The 25,003-nt window shown below is 40.7% G+C and carries 16 protein-coding genes; 14 read left to right on the top strand and 2 right to left on the bottom strand.

All coding sequences use genetic code 11. The features are described 5' to 3' along the window. Nucleotides 1–41: 41 nt before the first annotated feature. From N7U62_RS12215 to N7U62_RS12200, 4 genes are all read left to right on the top strand, one after another. The gene (locus tag N7U62_RS12215) at nt 42–1,061 is read left to right on the top strand and encodes a tyrosine-type recombinase/integrase (protein ID WP_264138258.1); all 1,020 of its coding nucleotides are present in this window, start codon (nt 42–44) and stop codon (nt 1,059–1,061) included. Beyond that, nucleotides 1,021–1,944 (top strand): tyrosine-type recombinase/integrase, encoded by a 924-nt coding sequence (locus tag N7U62_RS12210; RefSeq protein ID WP_264138257.1) that lies wholly within the window; start codon nt 1,021–1,023, stop codon nt 1,942–1,944. The genes N7U62_RS12215 and N7U62_RS12210 overlap by 41 nt, the downstream gene beginning before the upstream one ends. 1,171 nt (nt 1,945–3,115) lie before the next feature. Beyond that, on the top strand, nt 3,116–4,084 hold the full coding sequence (locus tag N7U62_RS12205; RefSeq protein WP_264138255.1) for an RHS repeat domain-containing protein: 969 nt from the start codon (nt 3,116–3,118) through the stop codon (nt 4,082–4,084). A gap of 14 nt (nt 4,085–4,098) precedes the next feature. After that, a complete protein-coding gene (locus tag N7U62_RS12200; protein WP_264138254.1) occupies nt 4,099–4,509 on the top strand; it encodes a hypothetical protein in 411 nt (136 codons plus the stop codon). Between the two features lie 344 nt (nt 4,510–4,853). Here the strand turns inward: N7U62_RS12200 and N7U62_RS12195 are convergent, their stop codons facing one another. Beyond that, complete coding sequence (locus N7U62_RS12195; protein WP_264138253.1) at nt 4,854–5,630, bottom strand: helix-turn-helix domain-containing protein; 777 nt, start codon at nt 5,628–5,630, stop codon at nt 4,854–4,856. A gap of 194 nt (nt 5,631–5,824) precedes the next feature. On the opposite strand from N7U62_RS12195, the gene N7U62_RS12190 reads away from it, so the two are divergent. The 7 genes from N7U62_RS12190 (at nt 5,825) to N7U62_RS12160 (ending at nt 13,512) form a co-directional block, all read left to right on the top strand. Continuing rightward, nucleotides 5,825–6,553: a restriction endonuclease subunit S gene (locus tag N7U62_RS12190; protein WP_264138252.1), complete on the top strand. Its 729-nt coding sequence runs from the start codon at nt 5,825–5,827 to the stop codon at nt 6,551–6,553. A gap of 154 nt (nt 6,554–6,707) precedes the next feature. Beyond that, the gene (locus N7U62_RS12185; protein WP_264138251.1) at nt 6,708–7,610 is read left to right on the top strand and encodes a hypothetical protein; all 903 of its coding nucleotides are present in this window, start codon (nt 6,708–6,710) and stop codon (nt 7,608–7,610) included. Nucleotides 7,611–7,622: 12 nt separating this feature from the next. Beyond that, nucleotides 7,623–7,967 (top strand): STAS-like domain-containing protein, encoded by a 345-nt coding sequence (locus N7U62_RS12180; RefSeq protein ID WP_264138250.1) that lies wholly within the window; start codon nt 7,623–7,625, stop codon nt 7,965–7,967. Beyond that, nucleotides 7,957–8,499, top strand: coding sequence for a PIN domain-containing protein (locus N7U62_RS12175; RefSeq protein ID WP_264138249.1), 543 nt, complete (start codon nt 7,957–7,959; stop codon nt 8,497–8,499). Before N7U62_RS12180 ends, N7U62_RS12175 begins: the two co-directional genes overlap by 11 nt. Nucleotides 8,500–8,712: 213 nt before the next feature. Next, nucleotides 8,713–9,309 carry a DUF6088 family protein gene (locus N7U62_RS12170; RefSeq protein ID WP_264138248.1) on the top strand — a complete coding sequence of 199 codons (597 nt, stop codon included), beginning with the start codon at nt 8,713–8,715 and terminating at the stop codon, nt 9,307–9,309. After that, a complete protein-coding gene (locus N7U62_RS12165) occupies nt 9,306–10,292 on the top strand; it encodes a nucleotidyl transferase AbiEii/AbiGii toxin family protein (RefSeq protein ID WP_264138247.1) in 987 nt (328 codons plus the stop codon). The genes N7U62_RS12170 and N7U62_RS12165 overlap by 4 nt, the downstream gene beginning before the upstream one ends. 1 nt (nt 10,293) lies before the next feature. Then, nucleotides 10,294–13,512: a type I restriction endonuclease subunit R gene (locus N7U62_RS12160; protein WP_264138246.1), complete on the top strand. Its 3,219-nt coding sequence runs from the start codon at nt 10,294–10,296 to the stop codon at nt 13,510–13,512. 306 nt (nt 13,513–13,818) lie between these two features. On the opposite strand, the gene N7U62_RS12155 is transcribed toward N7U62_RS12160, so the two are convergent. Continuing rightward, nucleotides 13,819–17,934, bottom strand: coding sequence for a hybrid sensor histidine kinase/response regulator transcription factor (locus N7U62_RS12155; protein WP_264138245.1), 4,116 nt, complete (start codon nt 17,932–17,934; stop codon nt 13,819–13,821). A 485-nt stretch (nt 17,935–18,419) separates the two neighbouring features. On the opposite strand from N7U62_RS12155, the gene N7U62_RS12150 reads away from it, so the two are divergent. The 3 genes from N7U62_RS12150 (at nt 18,420) to N7U62_RS12140 (ending at nt 24,881) form a co-directional block, all read left to right on the top strand. Next, nucleotides 18,420–21,422: a SusC/RagA family TonB-linked outer membrane protein gene (locus tag N7U62_RS12150; protein ID WP_264138244.1), complete on the top strand. Its 3,003-nt coding sequence runs from the start codon at nt 18,420–18,422 to the stop codon at nt 21,420–21,422. Between the two features lie 62 nt (nt 21,423–21,484). Further along, nucleotides 21,485–23,053 (top strand): RagB/SusD family nutrient uptake outer membrane protein, encoded by a 1,569-nt coding sequence (locus tag N7U62_RS12145; RefSeq protein WP_264138243.1) that lies wholly within the window; start codon nt 21,485–21,487, stop codon nt 23,051–23,053. 148 nt (nt 23,054–23,201) lie between these two features. Then, nucleotides 23,202–24,881: a carbohydrate-binding protein gene (locus N7U62_RS12140; RefSeq protein WP_264138242.1), complete on the top strand. Its 1,680-nt coding sequence runs from the start codon at nt 23,202–23,204 to the stop codon at nt 24,879–24,881. Nucleotides 24,882–25,003: the final 122 nt, after the last annotated feature.

Here is a 25,003-nt window from a genome sequence, read left to right as displayed (position 1 = left end):
TTAAATCCAGTGGACTAGTAGTCCACCAAAAGTATGACCGAGTGAAAAAACTAAGCCTCCAAAATAGCTCTTACAAATACCTCGAACAAAGCTTTAGAGAGTGGCTGGACGTGTTGGGTTATGCACCGTCTACCGTGTACAACATGCCCAACCTGATCAGAGAGCTATTTTATTATCTGGAACAACGGTCAGTCACAAACATCAAAGAACTGGACATCCATCATATTGAAAGCTACTATCAGAAACTCAAAGAAAGAAGCAATCAAAGGCGGGGCGGTGGCCTGAGTGCAGCCCATCTAAACAAGCACATCCAGGCACTGAGAAAGTTCATCCAATACCTTCGAAAAGTAGGCAGGCTGCAAATCCCTGAAATCAATCTGGAGAACGAAGAAACCGAAACCAAACTCACCTACCTGACCGGCGAAGAAATCAAAGAACTTTTTGCAGCCATCCCAAAAGCTACCAGCACCAAGAACAAATCCATAGAAACTGTCCAGGCGATCCAGGCAAGGGACAGGGCAATGTTGGCCATCTTTTACGGATGTGGGCTTAGGAGAAATGAAGGCGTGAGCTTGGATGTTGGGGACATCAATTTTGACCGATCGATCCTGCATGTACGAAAAGGAAAGAACTACAAAGAGCGGCTGGTCCCCATCAGTAAAACCAACTTAAAGCACTTGACCGAATACATCTACGATCACAGACCAGAACTAACCAAAGGAAGCAAAACAGAAGCGTTGTTCATCGGTTACACCAATGCCAAAAGGATGCAAGGGCAAAGCCTGACCATACGATTGAGAGTGCTGCAATACCACACAGAAAATATTGAACTACAAGAAAAGGAAATCGGCCTCCATATGCTCAGGCATAGCATAGCGACACACTTTTTGCAAGCAGGAATGAAACTGGAATCCATCAGCAGGTTTTTAGGACATAGCAGTTTAGAAAGTACACAGATCTACACCCACTTAGCAGGAATCCCAATCGAGAGAGTACAGCCTTTTGACAACATCAAGAATCATGACCGCATCCAATTATCAGAAGACGAAAGAGGGCTTTGAAAGCTACCTGAAATCAAAACACTTCACCCGTAAAAGCATCAAAAGCCGGATGGTTGTACTAAGACTGTACTGCGATTGGTTGGACAAAGAAAACCTAGAAGCGGAAAGTATTAGCTACAGTGATTTATTGCTTTACATGAAATACAGGGCTAAAAAAGGAACGAGCCAAAAGACGATCCAGCACTACATGGGAACAGTCAGGCACTTTTATGATCACCTGATCAGGGAAGGGAAAACCATCAATAATCCAGCCTCAGAGATAGAGATCAAAGGCATCAAAAGGAAAGTGCTTTACCACATACTAGAACCCCACGAATTACAGGCACTCTACAACAACTATCAGGAGGAAACACCCAAAGGGATCAGGAACAAAGTAATACTTGGGCTGCTGGTCAATCAGGGGTTGAGAACGGACGAACTGGCCAAACTGGAAGTAAAAGACATCAAGTTAAGAGAAGGAATAATCGACGTTCCGGGCGGGATCAAAAGCAACAGCAGGGAAATGAAATTAGAGGCTCACCAAGTCATGGAAATGTATGACTATACGCTTCGAGTGAGACAATTAATATTAGAAATGAAACCCAAACGGACGACTCAAACTAAGCAGGAAACCGACAAGCTTTTTGTAGGTGATGGAGGCAACTGTTACAGCTTCAGCAACTTTATGACTCAGTTAATGGTTAAGGTGAGAAAGCTCAACCCAAGCGTCCAAAATGCCAAACAGATTAGGGCAAGTGTGATCACCAAATGGCTAAGAATGTACAATCTAAGGGAAGTTCAATATCTGGCCGGCCATCGTTACATCAGCAGTACAGAAAGCTTTTTAGAGAACGAAATGGAAGGTCTGGCAGAAGAAGTCCAGCAGTTCCATCCGCTTGGCTGATAAGGCCGAAAGGTTAGCAGCCAGTCTCCCTTTGGTCGCTGGGGAAAGTGTAGTGCAATCCGAAACATTGGTACATTTATAGGTGCCCTCCGGGCGCGCTCTTACTCTGCCTGCCCAGACCCAAATAGGAGCCTTCGGCAAGTGTTTATCTGGGCAGTCACCAGAGTCGCCATGTTTATCCGCATCTACCGCCCATAGCCCTGTAGCACCAGCCGTTCAGGTGCTAACGCATCCGAAAAATGATAAAAGCAAATCCTCACGCCTTAAACCGTTCCACAAGGAAAAGGATACCGTGATCAGTTAATTATTAAAATTGCACTCCGAAAAGGAGAGCATAAATAGGTATCACCGTATCCTTTTCCTTGCTCCACTATTTAGCCACCGCACAGTCAGCCCCCAAATATGCCGAGCTTCGAAGGAAGTTTAGCGGTCAATCAACGGAAGTGCTTCGAATGAAAACCAGTGCAATCCGAATGGGCATATTAGGGTTCTGCCTTTTCCCCACGCTTGCGGAATCGACCCCAACCCCTGATCTCAGGGGCTTTTAGATACTGCATAAAAAGACGTTTACGGTTAAAGAGAAGAAAGAATGTGCAACCTTCCGCCCTCTAATAACATCCTGCCCCAATCAAGTTTAGTGGTTCGGTTGGATCATTTTTTTGAATGACAAAAGCCAACTACGATTGTGCAAAGAATAGAGATCAGCCAATGTCTTTTGTCCTCCAAAAAAACGTCTTTCTTCACTACGGAGAGGGTAAAACGTTTTTATGATTGATGTGAAAAATGCCCTTCAATCATTAACTGATTTTTTGCATCGATCATAAAAATGAAACAACCGTAGGGCGTTAGTCTTCAATCCTGCATTGAGCAGTAATCAAAATCGCAGTTATCCTTTTTGCGAAGCACGCGAGCCGTGAGAAAGCGGTGTGCAACACGGCTGCCGAACAGAACGCAGCGAGCCCAAACGCTGGTGAAGCTCATGCATTTTAAGGAAGTGCCGACAGGGAACAGGAAAGCAAAAAACGTGACAAGCTTAAGGGCTGGAAATAGCGAAAGCAGCTTGGCGGGTTTTATTGCCCTGCCTGACTGAATGCATGTGCTGAACACCTTATAACTGCGACCACTGAACATTGTATTGCCCCCGAAATAATCTATCTTAGAACCTTCGATAATGGGCTGTAGAAAACTCACATATTACCATGAAGAAGGCATAGAAAAATCGCCTCTCAGAATTAATTCCTGCCTAGAGGAAAAAAATGACAGCCAGATTTTTTACGTAGATTATTCGCCTTTTGGGATGACCTTCGGACACCCTAACATTGATGGAGATAATAAGTATCTTTATAATGGAAAGGAAGTTCAGCAGGAGACGGATTGGTATGATTATGGAGCTAGGATGTATACACCTGCTCTTGGAAGGTGGAATAATGTTGACCCGTTAGCTGAGAAGTATATGGATTGGTCGTCATACGTATACGCAATTAATAATCCAGTTCGTTTTATTGATCCAGACGGAATGAGAGTTAGTGTTGAAAAACAAGGAGATCAAGAAATGGTTAAAAATACTGTGAGTGAAAACGAAGCTCAATATGTAAAATTTAAACGAAATGGTGAAATTAGACGAGGTGCAATGAGGCGAGGAATTAGAAAAATGAACGGTGATGTAAGTGAGAACTTTAAAGATTTAAATGCTCTGGTACAATCTAAAGATAACTACGCTATAGTAACATCAAATGACGTTGGAGAATTTCATAATTCAAAATATGAGGATGCTCGTGTTTTTACTGGTGCAGAAAATGCATTTGGAGGAATTATTGAGATAAATGGAGAGTTTGTAACTGGTAAAGCAGGTATGTTTAAAGCGTCAGAAGGTACTAAAACCAAACCTCATTTGATTATGGTGAATGGAGGGTTATCAAAAGATAACCAGTCTGTTACAACTTCTCATGAAGCCTATGGTCATGGTTATTTCTTTCATAAATCTGGTGGCGATTCCGATGTTTACGGTCATGATTACGTTAAACAATTCTCTGTGGAGACCGGAGAGGATGAAAGAATTGATTTAAATAAGGAACTTGCAGAACATATTGAAAAGGTAGAGAAATTAACTATTAAATTTATTCAGGACAGAAATAAGTAGAGTATATGAGGTGTTTGTTACTATTAATATTTTTTTTCCTATCTCAGGATCATGATTACGCATTAAAAGGTCAAGGATTTACTGTTAGATTGAATATCCCATTTGATGATTATGTGTATTCTGAAGACTATGTAGAAGAAGGGACGTTTTTTGATTTTTCCTTTTCTGATACAACTGCAATTACTGTTCAATGTGTATCAAATGTTCGTCGCCCGTCGATGAAAAAAAATGTTTATAAGATTGATACTTTGGAAATAGATAATCAATTAGTCTATAGATGCCTTGGAATGAAGGGAGATGGATATCGTTACTGGCAGGAAGATGTTTATCGGGATATTGATTTATCAATAAAGATATATTATAGAAGCAAAGAGAATCTTAATAAATATAGGAATATTCTTGATAAAGTTAAAATAGATTTATGATCATGCTAGGTCCCCCCTGGTGCTCGCTTCTGGCGAGTACTGAATCTATCGACAGTCCCCGTTCCCGCCATGCTCTGCATGGTGGATATGCGTAAATGAAGGTTGAGAACCTGAAATGTGGAGCTTTCCTGTCCGTTCGGAACGCGGATGAAATGCCTGCTGTATGATGATCTTCAAAAGCCGAAAGCAAAATATGGGATTTGCTTTCGGCTTTTTTGTAATCATAGGAATGATCAGTGAACTGCAATTATCATTATGAGCAAAGGGAATACTGCTGTTTTTCAGGGGGGACTTTAATGAGTGATAAGGAGGTAAATCAATCTTATGTTTTGTAGAGTTTGCAATCATGACGGTCGTGAACTATGGTCTCTTGGCAAATTCTCATAAATTGTAATAAAACCTTCATGTGAGGTAATGCTTGATTTGAATAAATCCTTCTCAGGGAATTCAAAATTTTCATGTAAATCAAGAAGATACTTTCTTATCACTGAATCAAATTCATCCATTACTTGATCATTTAATAAATTTTGACAGCGTGCAGTTTCTTGGGAGTTTCTCCATGAATCATAATACCCAGTAATCTTCCACTCCGGGTTAATGTTAACATAATGCATAATTCCGGCATAAGTTACCTCATCAAATTTAGGGTCTGGATCTGAGCTGAATTTTGTAAAAACAAATCCCAGACCAAATTTAGATATTGATTGCACTTCAATGGTGAAGTAATAATCTTCAGGAGAATCGTAAATTAATTCTGCAAATTTTAATGCCAAAATAAGCACTTGATGCTTAGATAGTCGACGGGGATAAATCACTCTTCCATTATGAAATACCTCATTGCCATATTGGAGGTTTAAAATTTCTTTGGTTCTCATTTCTCCATCTCCATGAAGCAGCCATTCAGTGTTTACTCTAAGGGTAGAAAGTTCCAATTTTCTGATGAACGAATTAGAGATTTTGTTTGATCCATTCAAGATCATATAAATTGGGTGAGGGGATTTATAACCTAATTTTCTAGCAAACTCTGCTTTAGATAAGCCAAGGTTTACAATGAGTTGCTTGAGTCTTTCTAAAGCCTGTTGATTCGAGTTCTCTTTAATTTCGTTTATTTGATAATTCATCAATAGTAAAACAATTGTAATTAAGTAGTTTGTAATGTAACCAAATGTAATTACTATGAATTGGATACAGGAGGTTTTTGATTTTATTATTTCCGAGTAATAGTAAGTTTTATCTTATATACAGATGAAATATCCGAGTGTATCCCGAGTGGTTTATTGGCGTATGGTTATAAAATATTGTAATAGAGATAGATATGTTTCTACTATATATGACTCATAATCAGATACGCCACACCAACCCCGAACTTGCCGCACAGTTTCCCAGTTCGTTTGAGTACAATGAGACACTGGGCAAGTGGATCCCTGAGGGGTGGGAGGTGAAAGCTTTGGGAGAAATTACAACTGAGCTGAGAAGAGGTATTTCACCGAAATATATCGAAGAGGGAGGTGTCTTAGTGTTAAATCAAAAATGTATTAGAAATCACGAAGTTGATTTTTCTCTTGGCAGAAGAAATGATCCTACCAAAAAGAAAGTGGATGGTAGGTTACTTCAAGTTGGAGATATGGTTGTGAATTCCACAGGTACAGGAACTCTTGGACGTGTAGCAAATATCAAATCCTTGTCAGAACCTACAACAATAGATTCTCATGTCACAGTACTCAGGCCTGATACCGAGAAAGTATGTTCTAATTACTTTAATGGAATCATCTTTTCCATTGAAAAGTTTATTGAAGATATGGGGGAAGGTAGTACTGGGCAAACAGAACTGAGTAGAGCTAGACTATCTGAGGTTAATGTTTTACTTGCTTCAAATGAGATACAAGAAATTATGGATCTACAACTTCATTCAGTTTATAAAAAACAAGATGCGAATCAAAAACAAATCTTAACTCTCACCCAGCTACGGGATGCCTTGCTACCGCAGTTGATTAGTGGGCGGGTGAGATTGTCTGCATCACAGATTACACAGATGATAGGATGACACGGATGTTGATCTGTGGAGTGGCTAAATCTGTGGAATCAGAGCAATCCGTGCAAATCCGTGATTCAGACAGGGGATGTGCAGAGTGAGGTTTAATAACATCAAGAAATTGGTAACACTGTTTTTGATTATTTTCGGGGATTAAACCCCACATGTGTTGATACAGAAAGGAGACATACTTACCCTGCTCATGCCGAGCAGAATCGAAAGCAATCATACAGGTTATGCTTGTCTGATAGACTTGTATCATCAAGCCAATACATCTGATGCCAAGCGGGTGTTTTTTGATTTTCGGCGTACCACCTGGTTTGAGGCCAACCTGTGTGCTGTTTTGGGGGCAATTAGGGAATTGTTGTTGAAAAATGGAAAGTCCTTTGATGTCACTAATATTGGAGGTAGCATCAAAACCATTCTCCAAAAGAATAAATTCTTGTGCGATTTCGGCCATTTCGGAATGCATGACCAATACAATACGACTGTCTCTTATCAAAAATTCAACCCTACAGCAGATGGAGCGTTTATGACTTATATCAAAAATGAAATGCTCGCCAAGCCGGATTTTCCCAGTCACTCCCCAGCTCTTGGTAAAAAAATCAGTGAAAGTATCTTTGAGCTCTACGAAAATGCCCGTACGCATGGCAACTGTGACCTACTCCATACCTGTGGGCAGTATTTTCCACAGAAAATTCCTGCTCGCCTGGATATCACCATAGTAGATATGGGGATCACAATCAAAAAAAATGTCAAAGAATATCTTAATCAGCCATTGTCAGGTGTCGAGGCTATAGTGTGGGCCTTGCAGTATGGAAATACAACTAAAACAGGCAATATCTCAGGAGGTTTGGGGCTGGATATTATGTTCAAATTTATACAGGAGAACAATGGTAAAGTGCAGATTATTTCGTCAGATGGTTATTGGGAGTCGCGTCGTGGTGCTATATCCACTCACATTTTTGAAAACTTTTTTCCGGGAACTATTGTTAACATAGAATTCAATCTAAGCGACACCAATAGCTATCTCCTGAAAGAGGAGATCTCGCTTGACGGTATTTTTTAGTACTTTTGCATTATGGAAACTATAAAGGTCCAGTCAATAATCGAAAGAGATACAGCCGTATCCACAGATGATGGTCAAAAAGTACATGACCAAATCCAGTCCTTGTTTTCTCAAGCAGATGTCATCGAAGTAGATTTTAGTGGAATTCAAATCATGACTACTGCTTTTTTGAATGCTGCATTGGGTCAGTTGTATAGCTCATATACGGGGGACGTGTTGAATAGCAAGCTCAAACTGACCCATGTCTCCGAGACTGACAAGGTGCTATTCAAAAAAGTAGTCACCAGAGCCAAAGAGTATTTTGCTAACAAAGCAGATTTCGATTCCTCAGCCAACAATGTACTCTATGGTGACTGATATCAGGCACTACCAGCCAAGCTCTTCTGATCGTTTACTGTTTGACAATAACATCTGGATGTTCCTTTTTTGTCCTTTAGGGAACTATCAGCAATGGAAACAGGATCTATACTCAGATTTTTTTGCTAGGTGTTTGTCTAATAGTGCCACCATTCTTACCTCAAGCCTTATTTTTTCTGAGTTTTCAAATGCGTATTTACGGTTAGATTTCAATCTATGGAAGGAATCGACCAGTGTTCCATCTCCTAATTACAAAAGGGATTATCAGGCGACACAAGATTATGTGGATACAGCGAATGAAATTAAAAATCATATCAACTCTATCAATCAAGTCTCCAGTAAAATCAATGATCAATTTGATCAGCTCAACTCAAATAAAATCTTTCAGAGATTGGATCAAATTGATTTTAATGATAGTTATTATATCGAATTGGCCGAATCGAACAATTTGAAAATTGTAACGGACGACAGAGATTTTCAGAAGCTTCCTGGTATCTCTTGTGAGATCATTTCTATTCCTCTTAAGCGATAATGTATATTACTCTGTTTTGTCAAGTTTTTGAATCAATAAACTTGACATTGGTTTTAGTAAATTAGCCGTAGCATGCAAGAAACGAACAGGATAGAGCTAAAGCGAGAATTGACCAGCAGCCTTGACCAGCAGGTAGTGGCATCATCCGCATCACTTGTATTTGAATTTTGATTTGTAACGAATTTAGCATAAATTCGTTACAAATCACAGGCTTTGAGTGTAGAAGAAACCATACTAAAACGGATCAAAAGAGGTAAAAAAGGGACTATTTACTTTACTGAGGATTTTCATGGAGAGTTTTCTCAAGAATCCGTTCGATTAGCCTTTCACCGCCTGGTAAACAAAGGGGAAGTCTATCGTCTGGCCAATGGAATCTATGTACGTCCAGAAGTCAATTCTTATATTGGTCCGGTACTACCCACAGCAGAGGACATCGCATGGGCCATAGCCAAAAGGGATCAGGCCAAAATTATTCCATCAGGAGCACTTGCCTTGAATCTATTAGGGCTCAGTACACAAGTTCCATTAAATCTAGTGTATTTGACAGATGCCTCACCACGCATGATCAAGGTGGGCAACAGATCTATAAAGTTCAAAAAGGTAGCCCCAAAGAATTTAAGTACTAAAGGTGAGATCAGTGGATTGGCTATTCAGGCTTTAAAGACCTTGGGAAAAGAAAAGCTAGATCCAGACCGGGAAAATCGATTGATCGAAGTGCTAAAGAAGGAGGATCAAAAGCATTTGATTCATGATGCAAAACTAGCCCCAGAGTGGATCAGAAAGGTATTTAAAAAGGCAATGAAATCATGAGCGTGTTTTACAATATACCTTCAAAAGAAAAGAAGCAGATATTTCAGCAAGTGGCCAATGAGACGGGCTTGCCAGCTCATAACGTCGAAAAGGATTGGTGGGTAGTACAAACCTTGTCGCTAGTTTTTGGCCTAGATGCAGGACCACATTTGGTGTTTAAAGGAGGGACTTCTCTGAGTAAGTCATGGGGGATCATACACCGGTTCTCAGAAGATGTAGATCTGGCTGTCGATCGAGCTTTTTTAGGATTCGAAGGAGATCTAAGCAAGAAGCAATTGACCAAGCTTCGAAAGGCTTCTAGTGCTTACATCATCGATGAGTTTGCACCATCGCTTCAAAAATCATTTGATTCCATAGGAATGAATGAAGTTCAGGTTAGCGTAATAGAAACCACTGAGTCTGATCAAGATCCCAAACTGGTAGAAGTCCACTATCCTTATACCGTGGATTACCCTGACTACATCAAGCCAAGAATATTACTAGAGATAGGGTGCAGATCATTGATAGAGCCCTACACAGCTTGTAATATCCATTCACTGGTGGATAATCAATATCCGGATGCTGTATTTGCCACGCCGGCCATAACAGTACCAAGTGTCAATCCAGAAAGGACATTTCTTGAGAAAATCTTTTTATTACATGAGGAGTTTCAAAAAGATGAAATGAGAAGTGAGCGAATGTCTAGACACTTGTATGATTTGTACAAATTGAAGCAGCAGCAGGACTGTTTGGACGCTATTGCCGACGAAGAATTGTACGCTACTATCGTATCACACAGGCGTCAGTTTACCAGGTTAAAGGATGTGGACTATGAGAAACACAAAAGAGAATCTATAGACCCAATCCCACCTGAAAGGGTTTATGAGCAGTATAGACAAGATTATGACGAGATGTGTGAGAACATGATTAGTGAAAACGCACCCTCCTTTGACCAATTGATGGAAGAGATTTTAGATCTGAAACAGTTGATTAACCAACCATGAAATGAAATACACAGAAGCCAAACTAGAAGAAAGCGTCATTGCACTGCTCCAAAAGCAAGGCTATACTTACCTTAAAGGAGATGCCATTGATCGAGCAGAGGATGAAGTCTTGATCAAAAAAGGCCTCAGAACTTTCCTATCCAGTAAGTACCAGACAGAGGGCATTACCAAAGGTGAAATTGACACCATCATCCGGCAGCTGGAAGTCTTACCCGCTTCCGACCTCTACGATAGCAATAAGACTTTTACCAAGTGGCTCATGGATGGTTTTATACTCAAACGTGAGGATCATACTAAGAAGGATCTGTATATACAGCTAATAGACTACCAGATCCTGGGCGAGCAAATCAGACCCGCCGACGACCAACTGGACAGCATCGCCGCTGAACCCAAACAAGAATACTCAATAGGACAGAACCTCTTCAAAGTAGTCAACCAACTCGAAATTACAGGGACTGAAAAGCGCATACCAGACTGTATTATTTATATCAATGGCTTGCCGCTGGTGGTCTTCGAACTAAAGAGTGCCATCCGAGAGGAAGTAGATATCAGCGAGGCACACCGCCAACTGCATGTTCGTTATACTCGGGGCATCCCAGAGTTGATGAAGTACAACGCCTTTTGTGTGATCAGTGATGGGGTCAACTCCAAGGCTGGGACGATCTTTTCTCCGTACGAGTTTTTTTATTCCTGGAGACGGACATTCGGATTAGCCAAAGAGGTAGATGGCATACAGTCACTCTATACGATGATCGAAGGCATGCTCAATCAAAAGCATCTGCTGGATATCATCAGGAATTTCATTCATATCCCTGACACAGGTAATAAGGAGGTGAAAGTACTATGCCGCTATCCGCAGTACTATGCCACTCGTCGGTTGTATGAGAATGTTTTGCTACATCAGAAACCCCAAGGTGATGGGAAAGGTGGGACATACTTTGGAGCCACTGGTTGCGGCAAGAGTTTTACCATGCTCTTTCTTGCCCGTATGCTCATGAAGAGTCCGGAGCTGTCTAGCCCTACACTGGTCATCATTACTGACCGTACCGACCTGGACGATCAGCTGTCCGGACAGTTTACCAATGCCAAGACCTATATCGGCGATCAGGTGATTCAAAGTGTAGAGAGCCGATCTGACCTGAGAGAAAAACTGCAGGGCAGAAACTCTGGAGGAGTATTCCTGACGACTATCCACAAGTTCAATGAAGATACCGATTTGCTCAGCGAGCGCACCAATGTGGTGTGCATCTCGGATGAAGCCCATAGAAGCCAGGTGAACCTGGATCAGAAAGTGAAAGTCACCGAACAAGGGGTGAAGAAAAGTTATGGCTTTGCGAAACACCTGCATGACTCACTACCTAATGCCACATATGTGGGTTTTACGGGTACGCCGGTGGATGCCACGCTGGATGTCTTTGGCCAGATAGTGGACTCCTACACCATGACCGAGTCTGTCAGAGATGAGATTACCGTTCGATTAGTCTATGAAGGCCGAGCGGCCAAAGTCGTACTGAACAATGAGCAACTTCGCCTGATCGAGCAATACTATAGCCAAGCAGAAGAGGAAGGTGCGAGCGAATATCATATCGAAAAGAGCAAGCAGGAAAGTGCCAGCATGAAGACCATTTTGGGAGACCCTGATCGATTGGAAGCAGTAGCCAGGGACTTTATAGAGCACTATGAAAACAGAGTATCTGAGGGCAGTACGGTGAAAGGCAAAGCGATGTTTGTTTCCAGTAGTCGCTATGTGGCTTATGATTTTTATAAGCAACTAATCAAGCTTAGACCTGAATGGGCAGAGATCAAAACACATGCCGAGGGAGAAGAGCTTTCAGAAATGGAACAAAAAGAGATCCTGCCTATGGAACGAGTCAAGATGATCATGACCAGAGGAAAGGATGACCCCAAAGTACTTTGGGACATACTAGGCGATAAGTCGTATAAGAAAACACTGGATACCCAATTCAAAAATCCAAAGTCTAATTTCAAAATTGCAATAGTAGTAGACATGTGGCTGACAGGGTTCGATGTGCCATTCTTGGATACCATATACATTGATAAGCCAATTCAGAAGCACACCTTGATTCAGACGATCTCCAGAGTAAACAGAAAGTTTGCCGGCAAAGAGAAGGGGTTGGTAGTGGATTACATTGGGATTAAAAAGAATATGAACCTGGCCTTGGCTATGTACAATAAGGAAGAAGAGCAAAACTTTGAGGATATAGCCCACTCGGTCAAAGTAGTCAAAGATCATTTGGATTTGCTCGAACGCTACTTCCATCATTTTGACTACAGCCTATATTTCAATGGCACTTCATTGGAACAATTGGAAACGCTAAATAAAGCATCAGAATATGTCTTGACTACTGAAGAAAGCAAAAAGCGATTCATGGATATGGTCAAGCGAATGAAATCGGCCTATGACATTTGCTGCGGTAGTGAGGATTTCTCGCAGGAGGAGAAAGACAAGGTTCACTTCTTTTTGGCGGTGCGGTCCATCGTATTCAAGCTCACCAAAGGAGATGCGCCAGATACCGAGCAGATGAACGCACGCGTTCGTGAAATGGTGAAAGATGCGCTACAGAGTGATGGCGTAGAAGAGATCCTGGCGATTGAAGATGGTTCAAAGCAAGAAGATATTTTCTCGGATGAGTACTTAAGAATGCTGGGCAACATCAAAATGCCTAATACCAAAATCCAGCTACTCCAAAAACTCCTTAGCAAAGCCATCGGTCAGCTTAAAGAGGTGAACAAAATGCAGGGAGTTAACTTCTCGAAGAAAATGCAATCCCTGGTCGATCGATACAATGAGCGTAAGGGGAATGAATTTACTGGAGAGGAAGCGGGTGTATTCTATGAAGAAGTGACTGATCGGATGTTAGAGCTTATCATGAGCATAAGAAAGGAACTTGAAAGTGGCCATGATTTGGGGATAGACCTGGAAGAAAAAGCCTTTTACGACATCTTGAAACTGATGGCCCAAAAGTACAGCTTTGAATATCCAGAAGATAAGCTTTTGTTTTTAGCCAGGGCAGTGAAAAGTATTGTAGAGGATAAAACAAGTTTTCCTGACTGGAACAATCGTGAGGATATCAAATCTTCCTTAAAAGTAGAGCTCATTATTTTACTTGACAGCAATGGTTATCCACCGATAGATAGAGATGAAGTTTATCAAGAGATCTTTGAACAAGCCGAGAATTTTAAGAGGAATAGGGGGTAGGAATAATAATATAACTACACCTCTAAGCTCCAAATAAGCCCAATTTAGTTTCACTAAAATTCGATAAAATGTTTTACCATATGTTTTATCTAATTTATGTAAGTATCTGATTATGAGATATTAAATAATTCCTTGAGGGGCTACTATGTTTTTAACTAGTAGAAATAGAGTGTTTTGCAGTTTATGTTTAGGGATCGAAACTGAATTAAAAAGTCGTTATATTCAATTGAAAAGATGTTGATTCAATAAAATTGTCCAATGTTTTTTACTTTGTTTTACCTTTTTATCTCCTCTCTCCATTAGAAATTAGGCGTGTGTCTTTGAGTATTCGCTAGGAGTCATGCCATAGGCTTCTTTAAAACATTTTCTGAAATAATCGGCATCTTCGAAACCTACCAGATTTTTCACTTCTTTTATATTGAATTTACCTTGTTCTAATAATTGGCAGGCAGTTTTGAGGCGAATACTTCTAATGAATTCCACGGCAGTCATGTTGGTTAGGGCTTTCATTTTTCTGTAGAAATGTACACGGCTCAACCCTAACTCGTGACTTAGTTCGTTTACCGTGATATTAGTATTGGAAAGGTTCTTAGATATGTAGTCAATAGCTTTCTTAAGTAGCTTTTCGTCTACTGAAGTTACGGAGAGTTCAGCTGGTTGCAGCAAGTTCATGGACTGAAAGTGTCTTTGCAAACGCTCTCTTTGCTCTAGTAGATTGTTGACTCTGAGGAGGAGATAGTTCGCGCTAAAGGGTTTGGTAATGTACTCGTCCGCACCTGTTTCAAAGCCTTCGTATTTGAATGTAATGGCCGTTCTGGCCGTCAGTAGGATAACAGGTGTATGACTGATTCTTGTATCTTGTTTCACTTTTTTGCAAAGGTCTATTCCATTCATTTCAGGCATCATTACATCGCTGATGATCATGTCAGGGCCATGTTCCAAAGCCTTTTCTAGTCCTTCTCGACCATTCTCAGACTCTATGATGCTAAAGTTTTTAGATAGCAGTTCTGTGATGAATTTTCTGACTTCATAATTGTCCTCGATCACCAGAATGGTCTTTTTATTGGTTTGTCTGTTCCAAACTTTTTCTTCAGAAAGGGCCTGAAGGTCCATTTCCTTTTCGCGTTGGATGAAGTCACGTGTGTATTGACTTACATCTTCACTGTTCTTGAAATCTGTGATAAGATCTTCTTTTTCGAAGTGTTTGTTTCCCTGAAGTAGATAAATGATAAAGGTGGTGAAACCATTGTATTCTTTGGTTTCTTCCTGGCTTTGTACCAATATTTGGCCTTTGTGCAACTGAATCATTCGTTTGGATAATTCCAATCCAATTCCGGTTTGGTGATTTTCCAGATTCCCTTTTTTAGAAAAATATCGTTCGAATATGTTCTCAATGTCTTGCTGAGAAATGCCCAAACCACTATCAGTAATGCTTATTTTGACACCTTTCTGCTTACTTCCATGTTTGATCCCGCTAGGTAGATCTTTGGAATCTACCTCTGATATTTCCAGTTTGATATCACCTCCTTCTGGTGTGTATTTAAAAGCATTAGAAAGTAGGTTGAAGAATACGATCTCTATTTTATCCCTGTCGAACCAAATAGGTAGTTTATCCTGATTGGCTGAAAACTGAAAGTTGATGTTCTTATTCTCGGCTATTCCGTCAAAGGCCAGACAGATTTCTTTTAGAAAGGCTATCAGATTGCCTTTAGCAACCCTAAGGTTAGCATTGCCAGTTTCTAATTTTCTAAAATCTAACAATTGATTGATCAGCTGTGTCATGCGGTTGCCGTTGCGCTGAATCATAGCCAGTTGATTTTTGAACCTGTCCGAAATCCCACTCTGCTCCATGAGGTTTTCCACTGGGGCCAATATCAAGGTTAGAGGGGTTCTCAACTCATGTGACATATCAGTGAAAAACCTAAGTTTAGTTTCGTTCAGTTCGTGTTCCTTTTCACGTTGAAATTGCTCCATGGACAGGTTGGATTTCATTTTGGCCCATTTCATTGACAGATTGAAAAACAAATAGAGCAATACAGATAGTAGCAGAATGTAGAAGGTATAGGCCCACCAGGTTTTCCAGAAAGGAGGCAATACTCTGAACCTAATGCTGGTATACTCTACTCCCCATTGGTCTGGTTCGGTACTGGCTTTGATCTTGAGTTCGTGATCACCAATGGGTAGATAGGTGATGTTAAGTGTACGTTGGTTTTGCAGGTCGATCCAGTTGTCTTCTGATTTGTTCAGACTGTATCGGTAGTGAATCTTCTCAGGGTTGATGTAGTTAACCCCAGCAAATCTAAGAAGTAGGTTGCGCTGGTCGTAATTCAGGGTAATGATACTATCTTTTTCAAGTTGATGAATAGGATACGAAAAGCTCTGGTTCAGAGACTGGTCGTTGGTGATGTTGAGTTCAGAAAGAACAACTGGGGGAAAATAATGCCGTTTATCGATGGCTTGAGGGTAGAAAGCATTATAGCCATTAATACCTCCAAAAAACAATCTGCCGTCAGTGGTTTTCATACTTGAGTTGGGTTCGAACTGGAGGCTTTGCAGACCGTGGCTCATGCCATAGTTGATAGAGGTTAATTCAAGTCCATCAGGCAGAGTCTTTGGAAGTAAAATCCTCGTAAGGCCATTATTAGATGATATCCAGAACCGCGAGGAATCTCCTTCTTCAATGGAATTGATCGTGTTAGAAATGAGCCCATTGTTGATGTTGAACCAGCTGATTTTTTGATCGTCCAGTACAAAGAGCCCATTGTTCTGCGTACCTATGAGCAGTCGCCCATGACTATCTTCCATGATACAATTGACATAGGTCAATTTACTTTTGAATGGAGCTAACATCGCATCGATATTGATGAGTTTTTTTGTGATTCGATCAATGCATTCCAATTGACCTGTACTCCCTACCCAAATTCGATTATGACTATCCTCATAGATGGTTCGAATGTTATAATATGCTGTATAGACTGAGTCAAATGTGTTTTTTGTTCGATCAAAGGTCTGGATACCCCCACCATTGGTGCCTAGCCATAACAGGTCGTTTTCGTCCACATGTACCGCATGGATTTGGTTGTTGTTCAATGAGTTTTGATCGTTTTGATCATGCTGATAATACTCGAATCGATAGTTTCCTCGGTCAAAATACACTAGTCCATTGAAGGTGCCCAGCCATATGTTTTTTTGATTGTCGTAGGTCAGGGATTTGATGTTGTTGGTTAGTGATATTTCATTTTTGGTGAAATGTTCGAATATACCTTTTGATTGATCATAGTAGTTGAGCCCACCATTGCCTGTCGAAACCCAATATCCATTGGGGCCATCATCTAGAAAACCAGTAATGGAATTGTCATTCAAACCATGAGCATCAATTTTGGATTCTTTGATGTGTGGGAACAAGTTGTTTTGCCTGTGATAGTAAACTGCTCCATCCAGGTAAGATGTAACCCAAATGCCTTCATTACTATCTACCAGGATATCATGAAAAGAACTTTCGCTCAGCCCTTCCCAGTTTACCTCATGAAAGGAACTCTGATCAGCATTCCAATAGCCAAGCCCATCTAGAGTTGCGCACCATATCTGATTGTCGTCTATCACTTTTAGTTTTCTGATATGGTCTGAAACCAGATTTGAGTTTTTTATATTGAATTGACGGACTTGAATTGTTTTTTCATCATCAAATTCGAAATTAAAGAGGCCATGGTTTTCTGATGCCAGCCAATAGTTACCATTCCCCTGTTGGGTGAGGTTTCTCAACTCAAATTCATCCTTGTTGTTTTCGAGCTTAGCATCGATGGTAACTTTTTCAAACTGATCCTCTGGGGTAACCAGAAATAAACCTCCTTTTGTACATACCCAGAGTCTATTTTCCAAATCGTTGAATAGCGAAATGATATTATTGGTATTACTGGCGATTTCTTTAATCCTGCGCCTTTCCATTTGATTGTTTTTGGGATCATAGATGCTTAATCCCTCGGGGGTACCGATCCAGATTCTACCATCCCTAGTTTCAGCTATACATTTGACATACCGATTGGGTATGGACAGTGATGAATTATCGGCAAAGTATTTAGTGAAGCTTTCGTCCTTGTTTAGTCGATTGAGACCATTGGCTGTGCCTATCCAGATATTCTTCTTTGAATCTTCAAAAAGACAATTGATTTGATTGTTTGATATAGAGAGCGAATCATCAAAGTTATACTTGAAAATTTCATTATCCAGCCCGTTGAACTTATTGAGTCCATCGCTGGTACCTATCCAGATGATGCCCTGATGATCTTGTATGATACAAAGCGCCGAATTCAATGAAAGACCTTCTTGCATACCGATCTTCTTGATTTTTTTGGCATCGATGGGCCTGGCAGTAATTGGGACTACCACCTGTATCATGGCTATCATAAGGAGGAGAAATCTCATCGTACTAATCTTTTCGAATCTATGCTTTGCTGTGGCTGGCTAAGAAGCAGAAGTGCTTCGTAGCTGAAATTTACCAAGATGTTCCCGCATTTTGACCGGATTGCTGTGAAAATAGCTGTTTACCTCCGGATTCATAATTTTCTGATTTTTCTAATTGTTGCAAGATTTTAAACATCAGTTAATCAATTAGTTACGGATTCGGTCTGTAACATATATCCGGTCTTCTTGTAACTGATTTCGGCGCTGATGTAACATATGTAGGGTAATCGTGAAACACTGATTTTCTTTTTTCAGGTTCATTGAGAACGAAGTTTACCAAAAGCTGAAAAACGAAAATTACTTGATTTTGAAAAAGGAGAAAGGAAAACTGATCTGGATGAGATACCATCTATTGATAAAGATAGGCGCACTGGCCTTTTCCATCATCATACTTTTCGTGTTGATGTTTTTTATCTCTCAATAAATTTTTCACATAAAAAATGATTATGAAATTAAGAATTACTATTCAAGCATGTGTGTTTGCATTGCTCTCCCTATTAGGAGGAGTAGTCATGGCACAAGGCCAGCGAGTCACTGGTACGGTGATAGATGATGCTGGCGAGGGGCTGCCTGGGGTTTCTATTATTATAAAAGGAACGACGTCTGGGACAGTGACAGATTTAGATGGTAAATTTTCGGTGGAAGCCAATTCATCGGATGTGCTTACATTTAGTTTCGTGGGTTATGTCACGAAGGAAGTAGAGGTCAATGGCCGTTCTGCTATTGATATTCAAATGCAACCTGATGTGACTAGCCTAGAAGAAGTGGTGGTTGTGGGTTATGGTACTCAAAAGAAGAGTGATATCATTAGCTCTGTTGCTTCGGTCAATACGGATCAAATTTTGAAAGTGCCGTCAACCGATATGGGTGAAATGCTCAGAGGTAAAGTGGCAGGAGTATTTGTTACGACCGACAATGCAGGTCCAGGTGGTAGCACCAATCTTTTGATTAGAGGAAAGAGAACTCTTGCCAACTTTGACGGTACTGATTCTAACGCGCCAATAATTATTGCTGATGGGGTTCAAATAGGAGGAATTAACGATGTGAACCCTAATGACATTGAGTCTATGGAAATCCTGAAGGATGCCGCTGCACAGGCTATCTATGGTGCCAGGGCTTCCAATGGTGTGGTTTTGATTACAACCAAGAGAGGTAAGAAGGGAGAAACTAGAGTTAACTACAATGGATATTACGGGGTTCAGTCAGTGAATAGGACTTTTGATATCTATAGTGCTGAAGAATTTGCACAGCTGAAGAGAGAAGCTTTCAGAACGGATAACAATGACAACTATCTGAACGATGCTGATATTTTCACTGCTACAGAATACGAAGTATTACAGAGTGGTGAATACATAGATTGGGAAAAGGAGTTGTTGCGCGTGGCACCTATCCAAAGTCACAATTTGAGTGTGTCTACGGGTACTGAGCGAACTACAGCTTATGCTGCAATTAATTACAACAATCAGGAAGGAGTAATCCCAGGTACTGATTTTGATAGAATCAACATTCGTTTGAATGCCGATCAAAAAATTAATGATTGGTTAAAGTTGGGTGTGAACACTTCTTGGCAACTGTCAAATAAGAATAACCCTGGTACTGGGGGAACTCTTCAAAGTGCGATTACAACCTCCCCATTAGGGAAAATCTACAACGAAGATGGATCCTACAAAGTAAATCCAACGGATCAGCAAGAGAGCTTCAACCCACTTTTGGATATTTCAGAAGTAGTGAATTTCGAGGAGGATAGAAATGATATCATGAATGTGTTTTTGGACATTTCGCCAATCAAAGGATTCAATTACAGAATCAATGCTAGTAGAAGATCCTGGAATAGAAAAACAGAGAACTATAATTCGACTGCTTCCTTGACAGGTTTGAGAAATAGCGGTACAGGTACTGGATATTTGAGATATCAGGATAGTGAGCAGTTTCAGCTCGAGAATATCATTACTTATGATTTGCCTTTGGATGGATCTAAGCATGGAGTGAACATCACGGCTGTTCAAAGTATGATGGAGGAAAACTACAATGATACGCGTATCAGAGGTGCGGGTATTCCTAACGACCTATTAGGTATCTATGGTTTGGAAACGGCATTGACTTTTTTACCTGAAGTTGGTGGAAATCAAAAGCAGTTGTTGTCATATGTAGGACGTGTACAATACGACTATGACGGAAGATATTATATCAATGCCTCTTTTAGAGGGGATGGATCGAGTGTATTCGGAGCGAACAACAAATGGGCTTACTTCCCAGCTGTAGCTGTTGGTTGGAATATTTACAGAGAGAATTTCATGACTTCTTTGGATATGGTTTCTAATCTGAAACTAAGAGCAAGTTATGGTAGCGTAGGTAATACGGCAATTCCAGCATACAGAAGCCAGGCATTGGCTGTTCAGAGAGATTATCTTTTCAACGATCAAAAGTCAGTTGGTTACATTGCCGGTTCAGAGTTGCCTAATCCAGATTTGAGATGGGAAACTTCTACCACGTTGAACTTAGCTCTTGATTTTGGATTGTTCACCAATAGAATCTCTGGTACGGTAGAATGGTATGATACCAGAACGACAGATCTTTTGGTAAGACAGTCAGTTGATGTACCTGGATATAGCAGTACGCTTTCCAACATTGGTGAGGTACAAAACAGAGGCTTGGAATTGGCTTTGAATGCCATAGTAGTTGAAACGCAAGATTTTAATTTCAGCCTGGGAGCCAATATTACCAGAAACAGAAATGAAATCATATCTCTATATGGTGAAGATGCAGATGGTGATGGCGTTGAAGATGACGATATCGCGAACCGTTGGTTTATTGGTAGACCTATTGATGTGACTTATGGCTATTTACCTGTAGGGATATTCCAGTACGGAGAGGATATTGCAAATTCTCATCAACCAGATCAGCAGCCAGGAACAGTAAAGCTGTATGATCGTGATCCTGAAGATGGATTATTGAATGATACAGATCGAGTAATCAGAAATACTGCTGCTGATTGGTATGGTTCTTTCACAGCCAATGCTGGTTACAAAGGTTTTGACTTGTCAGCCACTGTTTATACTGTACAAGGCGTACTTAGGAACAATCCTTTCCTTTACGGATACAACGAAGGAGGATCTCTCAGAGGTATATATAATGGAGTTAAGCAAGATTACTGGACACCAGAAAATCAAACAGGTAACTGGCCAAGACCTTCAGAAGCCAATGACCCAGACTACATCTGGACATTGGGGATGCAAGATGCATCATATATCAGGTTGCAAAATGTGACTCTGGGTTACACGCTTCCATCTTCTGTTCTGGAAAGAATCAACATGACAAAAATTAGAGTTTATGTATCAGGACAAAACCTTTTTACATGGACAGATTTTCAGTCTTATAGCCCGGAAAAAAATCCTAATGATTATCCAGAGGCTAGAACAATTATCGGTGGTTTACAAATAGCATTTTAAGGCTCGATAAGTAGATGAATTGAATCAGCAATGATTCAAATAATTGACAAAAAGATAAGATTATGAACAAGATATTTAAATATATGGCATTGGCAATGGGAGTGTTTTTCCTTGGCTCGTGCGAGGAGTATTTGGACGAAGTTCCGGTAACTTCGATTTCGGTGGATTATATATTTGATTCACCAGACGGTTTGGACGTGGGCATCACTTCCCTCTATAACTTGATGAGAAGGAATAACTTCCCTGCTTTTGGCGATAATGGAGGGAATCCAATGAAAGCAAATTTGTTTTTCTACGTAGGGACGGATCTTGGCCACACCAGAACTTGGCACAGACCTTATGACATATCAGCCATGAGTCCTCAGGGTTTTCCAGAATACAAATGGACCAGGGCTTATGAGATCATCGATAGAGCATCAGGAATCATCGCTGCAGCTTCTCAAATGGAAGGAGATGAAGCTCAATTGAATCGAATAGAAGCTGAGGCGAAGGCAATGAGAGGGGAGTGCTATTTTGATTTGATCAGAATGTATGACAACATCATCTTGGATACCACTGCTGTAACTCCTCAAAACGCCAATGACCCTCAGGTATTTGAGGTGGCCAACCCTGCTGATGTTTACGCAGTGATCAAATCTGATTTGGATTTTGCGATAGAACATTTGGAATGGTCGGTGGCCTCTGGAAGATATGGCCAAGGTGCTGTTCGACACATTAGAGGTAAAGTTGCGATGTGGGAGAGTGATTGGTCTGAGGCTGCCTCGCAATTTGATGCGATCATTGATGATGGTACTCATTACTTGGTTGGCTTAAACGAAGTGTTTGGTCAGGATGTAAATCATTCGGAATCACTCTTTACTTATCAGAGAGATGAAGACCTGGGAACCACTGCTGGAAATGGTGACAATACTGCTGGTGGAAGAGGTACATGGCATAGTAGCGTATTTAACAATCGTGCTTATGAAATGTCAACAGGTGAAATCGTGCAGAGCGCTGAGTACGGTGGGCAGGCCTTGGGTTGGTCTTTCCCTAATGACTATTTGCAATCACTTTACGATCAAGACAATGATAGAAGATATACTACATATTACTATCCATTGACTAAATATGTAAATGCTCCAGGCCACCCGAATTTTGGTGAAGAGATATCAGTATATGATGATAATTTCAGAAGACACCATTTCAGTCTAAAGAAATTTCATGATGAGGACAAGGCGGTATTGACCAATGACAGTTGGAAAGATGATATGTACTACCGTTTTGCAGAGACCTTGCTGTTGAGCGCAGAGGCTCACTGGAGAATGTCTGGTAGTGATACAGATGCCAAAGCTTTGGAATATATCAACATGATTCGTGAAAGAGCATTCGGAAATTCTGATCACAATTTCACGACTTTCAATCTGGACATCTATCTGGAGGAATCTGCGAGAGAATTGGCATTTGAGAAAAACAGATGGTTTTTGCTGAAGAGAATGGGCTTATTGGTAGAAAGACAGCAGATGTATTATACCTATGGTTCAAGCTCGACCAACCAAATTCTGGAACCGATGGCACCACATATGGTGAGGTTGCCAATTCCTCAAAGCCAGATTGATTTGATGGGAACCTTTCCTCAAAACCCTGGATACTAATTAGTAAATAATAGTAATAGATGAATTTGTCTCTCTCCATTCTTAGGGATGGAGGGGCAATTCAACCCTTATTATTCAAATGACTCTCAGGAGGCATACCAGGAATGGTACATCCTTTTGGAAGAGTAAAAACGAAAAAAACATTATTATGAAAAGCATAAATAAACTCAAAAGAAACTTGCTATACCTGGCTTTTGCAGGGTTGGCAGTTGCGGCGTGTGAAGAGGAGGATCTATCTGGAAACATGCAATTCGAACCTGGAACGATTGAAGCGACAGTTTCTGAAACTGCTATCACCAATGGTACCAGCGTGAAATATACTGATTTTTCTACCAAGGTGCAGACAAGAAAGTGGACTTTCAATGGTGGAGATCCGGCTTCTTCAACTGATTCTGTTGTCAATGTTACTTACCCTTGGGGGGGCGATTGGGAGGCCATTTTGGAAATAAAATTCATTGATAATTCTGTCAAGTTGGACACCTTCCTCATTGAAGTGGATGGTCCATCTGCACCTGCGTCCTTACCATATTCAGGTTCTCCTGCTGCCGTCCCAGGAACTATTGAGGCGGAAGATTATGATTTAGGTACTTCTGGTTTGGCCTATTACGATACTGATGCGGGCAATAATGCCATAAACTCTGGTAGCCCTGTCTATCGTACTGATAATGACACAGAAGGAAACGTCGACGTTCAAGTCAATGATCCAGGTGTGACCAATATTGGTTGGACCTCTGGAGGAGAGTGGTTGAATTATACTGTAGATGTGGCCTCTGCTGGTACTCATACTATTGATTTCGTATTGGGTAGTGACCCGGGAGGATTCTCTGTCCAGCTTAGCAAAATCAATGGAGAAGATACGACTTTCATTGCTGAGTCGGGTGATTTTAGCTCAACTGGTGGCTGGAGTACTTACAAGAGTTTTAAGGTAGCTGCTGAATTGGAAGAGGGTGTTCAATTGTGGCACTTGTACCTGACTGGAGGATCAACTAATGTGGACAAACTTGTGATTACTGAAGGCGAACCAGTAATAGATGCTGTCGTTGAAGCAACAGCTTCTTCATTAGTAGTGAACGAAGGGGAGTCAATTACCTTCACAGACAAATCAACCATTGTGGCTGATAGAACATGGACTTTTGAAGGTGGAGATCCAGCTACCTCTACGGAGGCTGAGGTTGTAGTGACTTATGCAACCGCTGGTACCTATACTGCTACTTTAGATGTGAATCATACAGATGGTACTTCAGGTTCTCAGACTTTTGATATTGAAGTGAAAGTACCAACATCTCGTACCGGAAACCTGGGTATCTATACTGAAAATACAACCGTAGAGACCAGTTCCAGTGTGGCAACTCAGAATAACCAAATGGTGGCAATAAGCGCTGTGACAACAGATGCTTATGAAGGTTCAGAAGCCTTATTCTTTGAATACGTTTGGGCTGATGGGGCGTATGGTTACCATGCAACTTTGAATCCAGACCCTAGTCCACTAGATGCTTCTGGATATGAGGAAGGATTCTACAATGTTGCGATCAAAACGACATGTGTTGGCAAGTTCAAAATTAGAATAAGAGATGCATCTGGAGGAAACTTCTTCGTGATCATGGACGATGCGGTTAAAACTTACGGTTTAGAAAGAGATGGTGCTTGGCACAAATTGAAGATCCCTGTATCGAGCTTCACTAAAGATGGTGATGGTAACGGTGATAAGCCTGATTTATCTACTCTTAGCAATGTATTTGTGTTGAGAAGTGATGAGGGTAGTCCGACACCAGCAGATGGTGATGACTGGGATTTTTATGTAGATGATATCTACTTCTCAGTAGACTAATTGTACTTACTAAAGTTAGGTGAGTCTATCACTGACTCACCTAACTATTTCTTTCATCTCATTCACTAAACTGTTCATGAAGTTAAACCATACTTTATATTATTTCATAATGGTGTTTTTCT

The organism is Reichenbachiella ulvae (assembly GCF_025833875.1).
Classification (GTDB): Bacteria; Bacteroidota; Bacteroidia; order Cytophagales; family Cyclobacteriaceae; genus Reichenbachiella; species Reichenbachiella ulvae.
The sequence above is the reverse complement of the archived record's forward strand: the minus strand, read 5'-3'. Positions and strand labels throughout refer to the sequence as shown.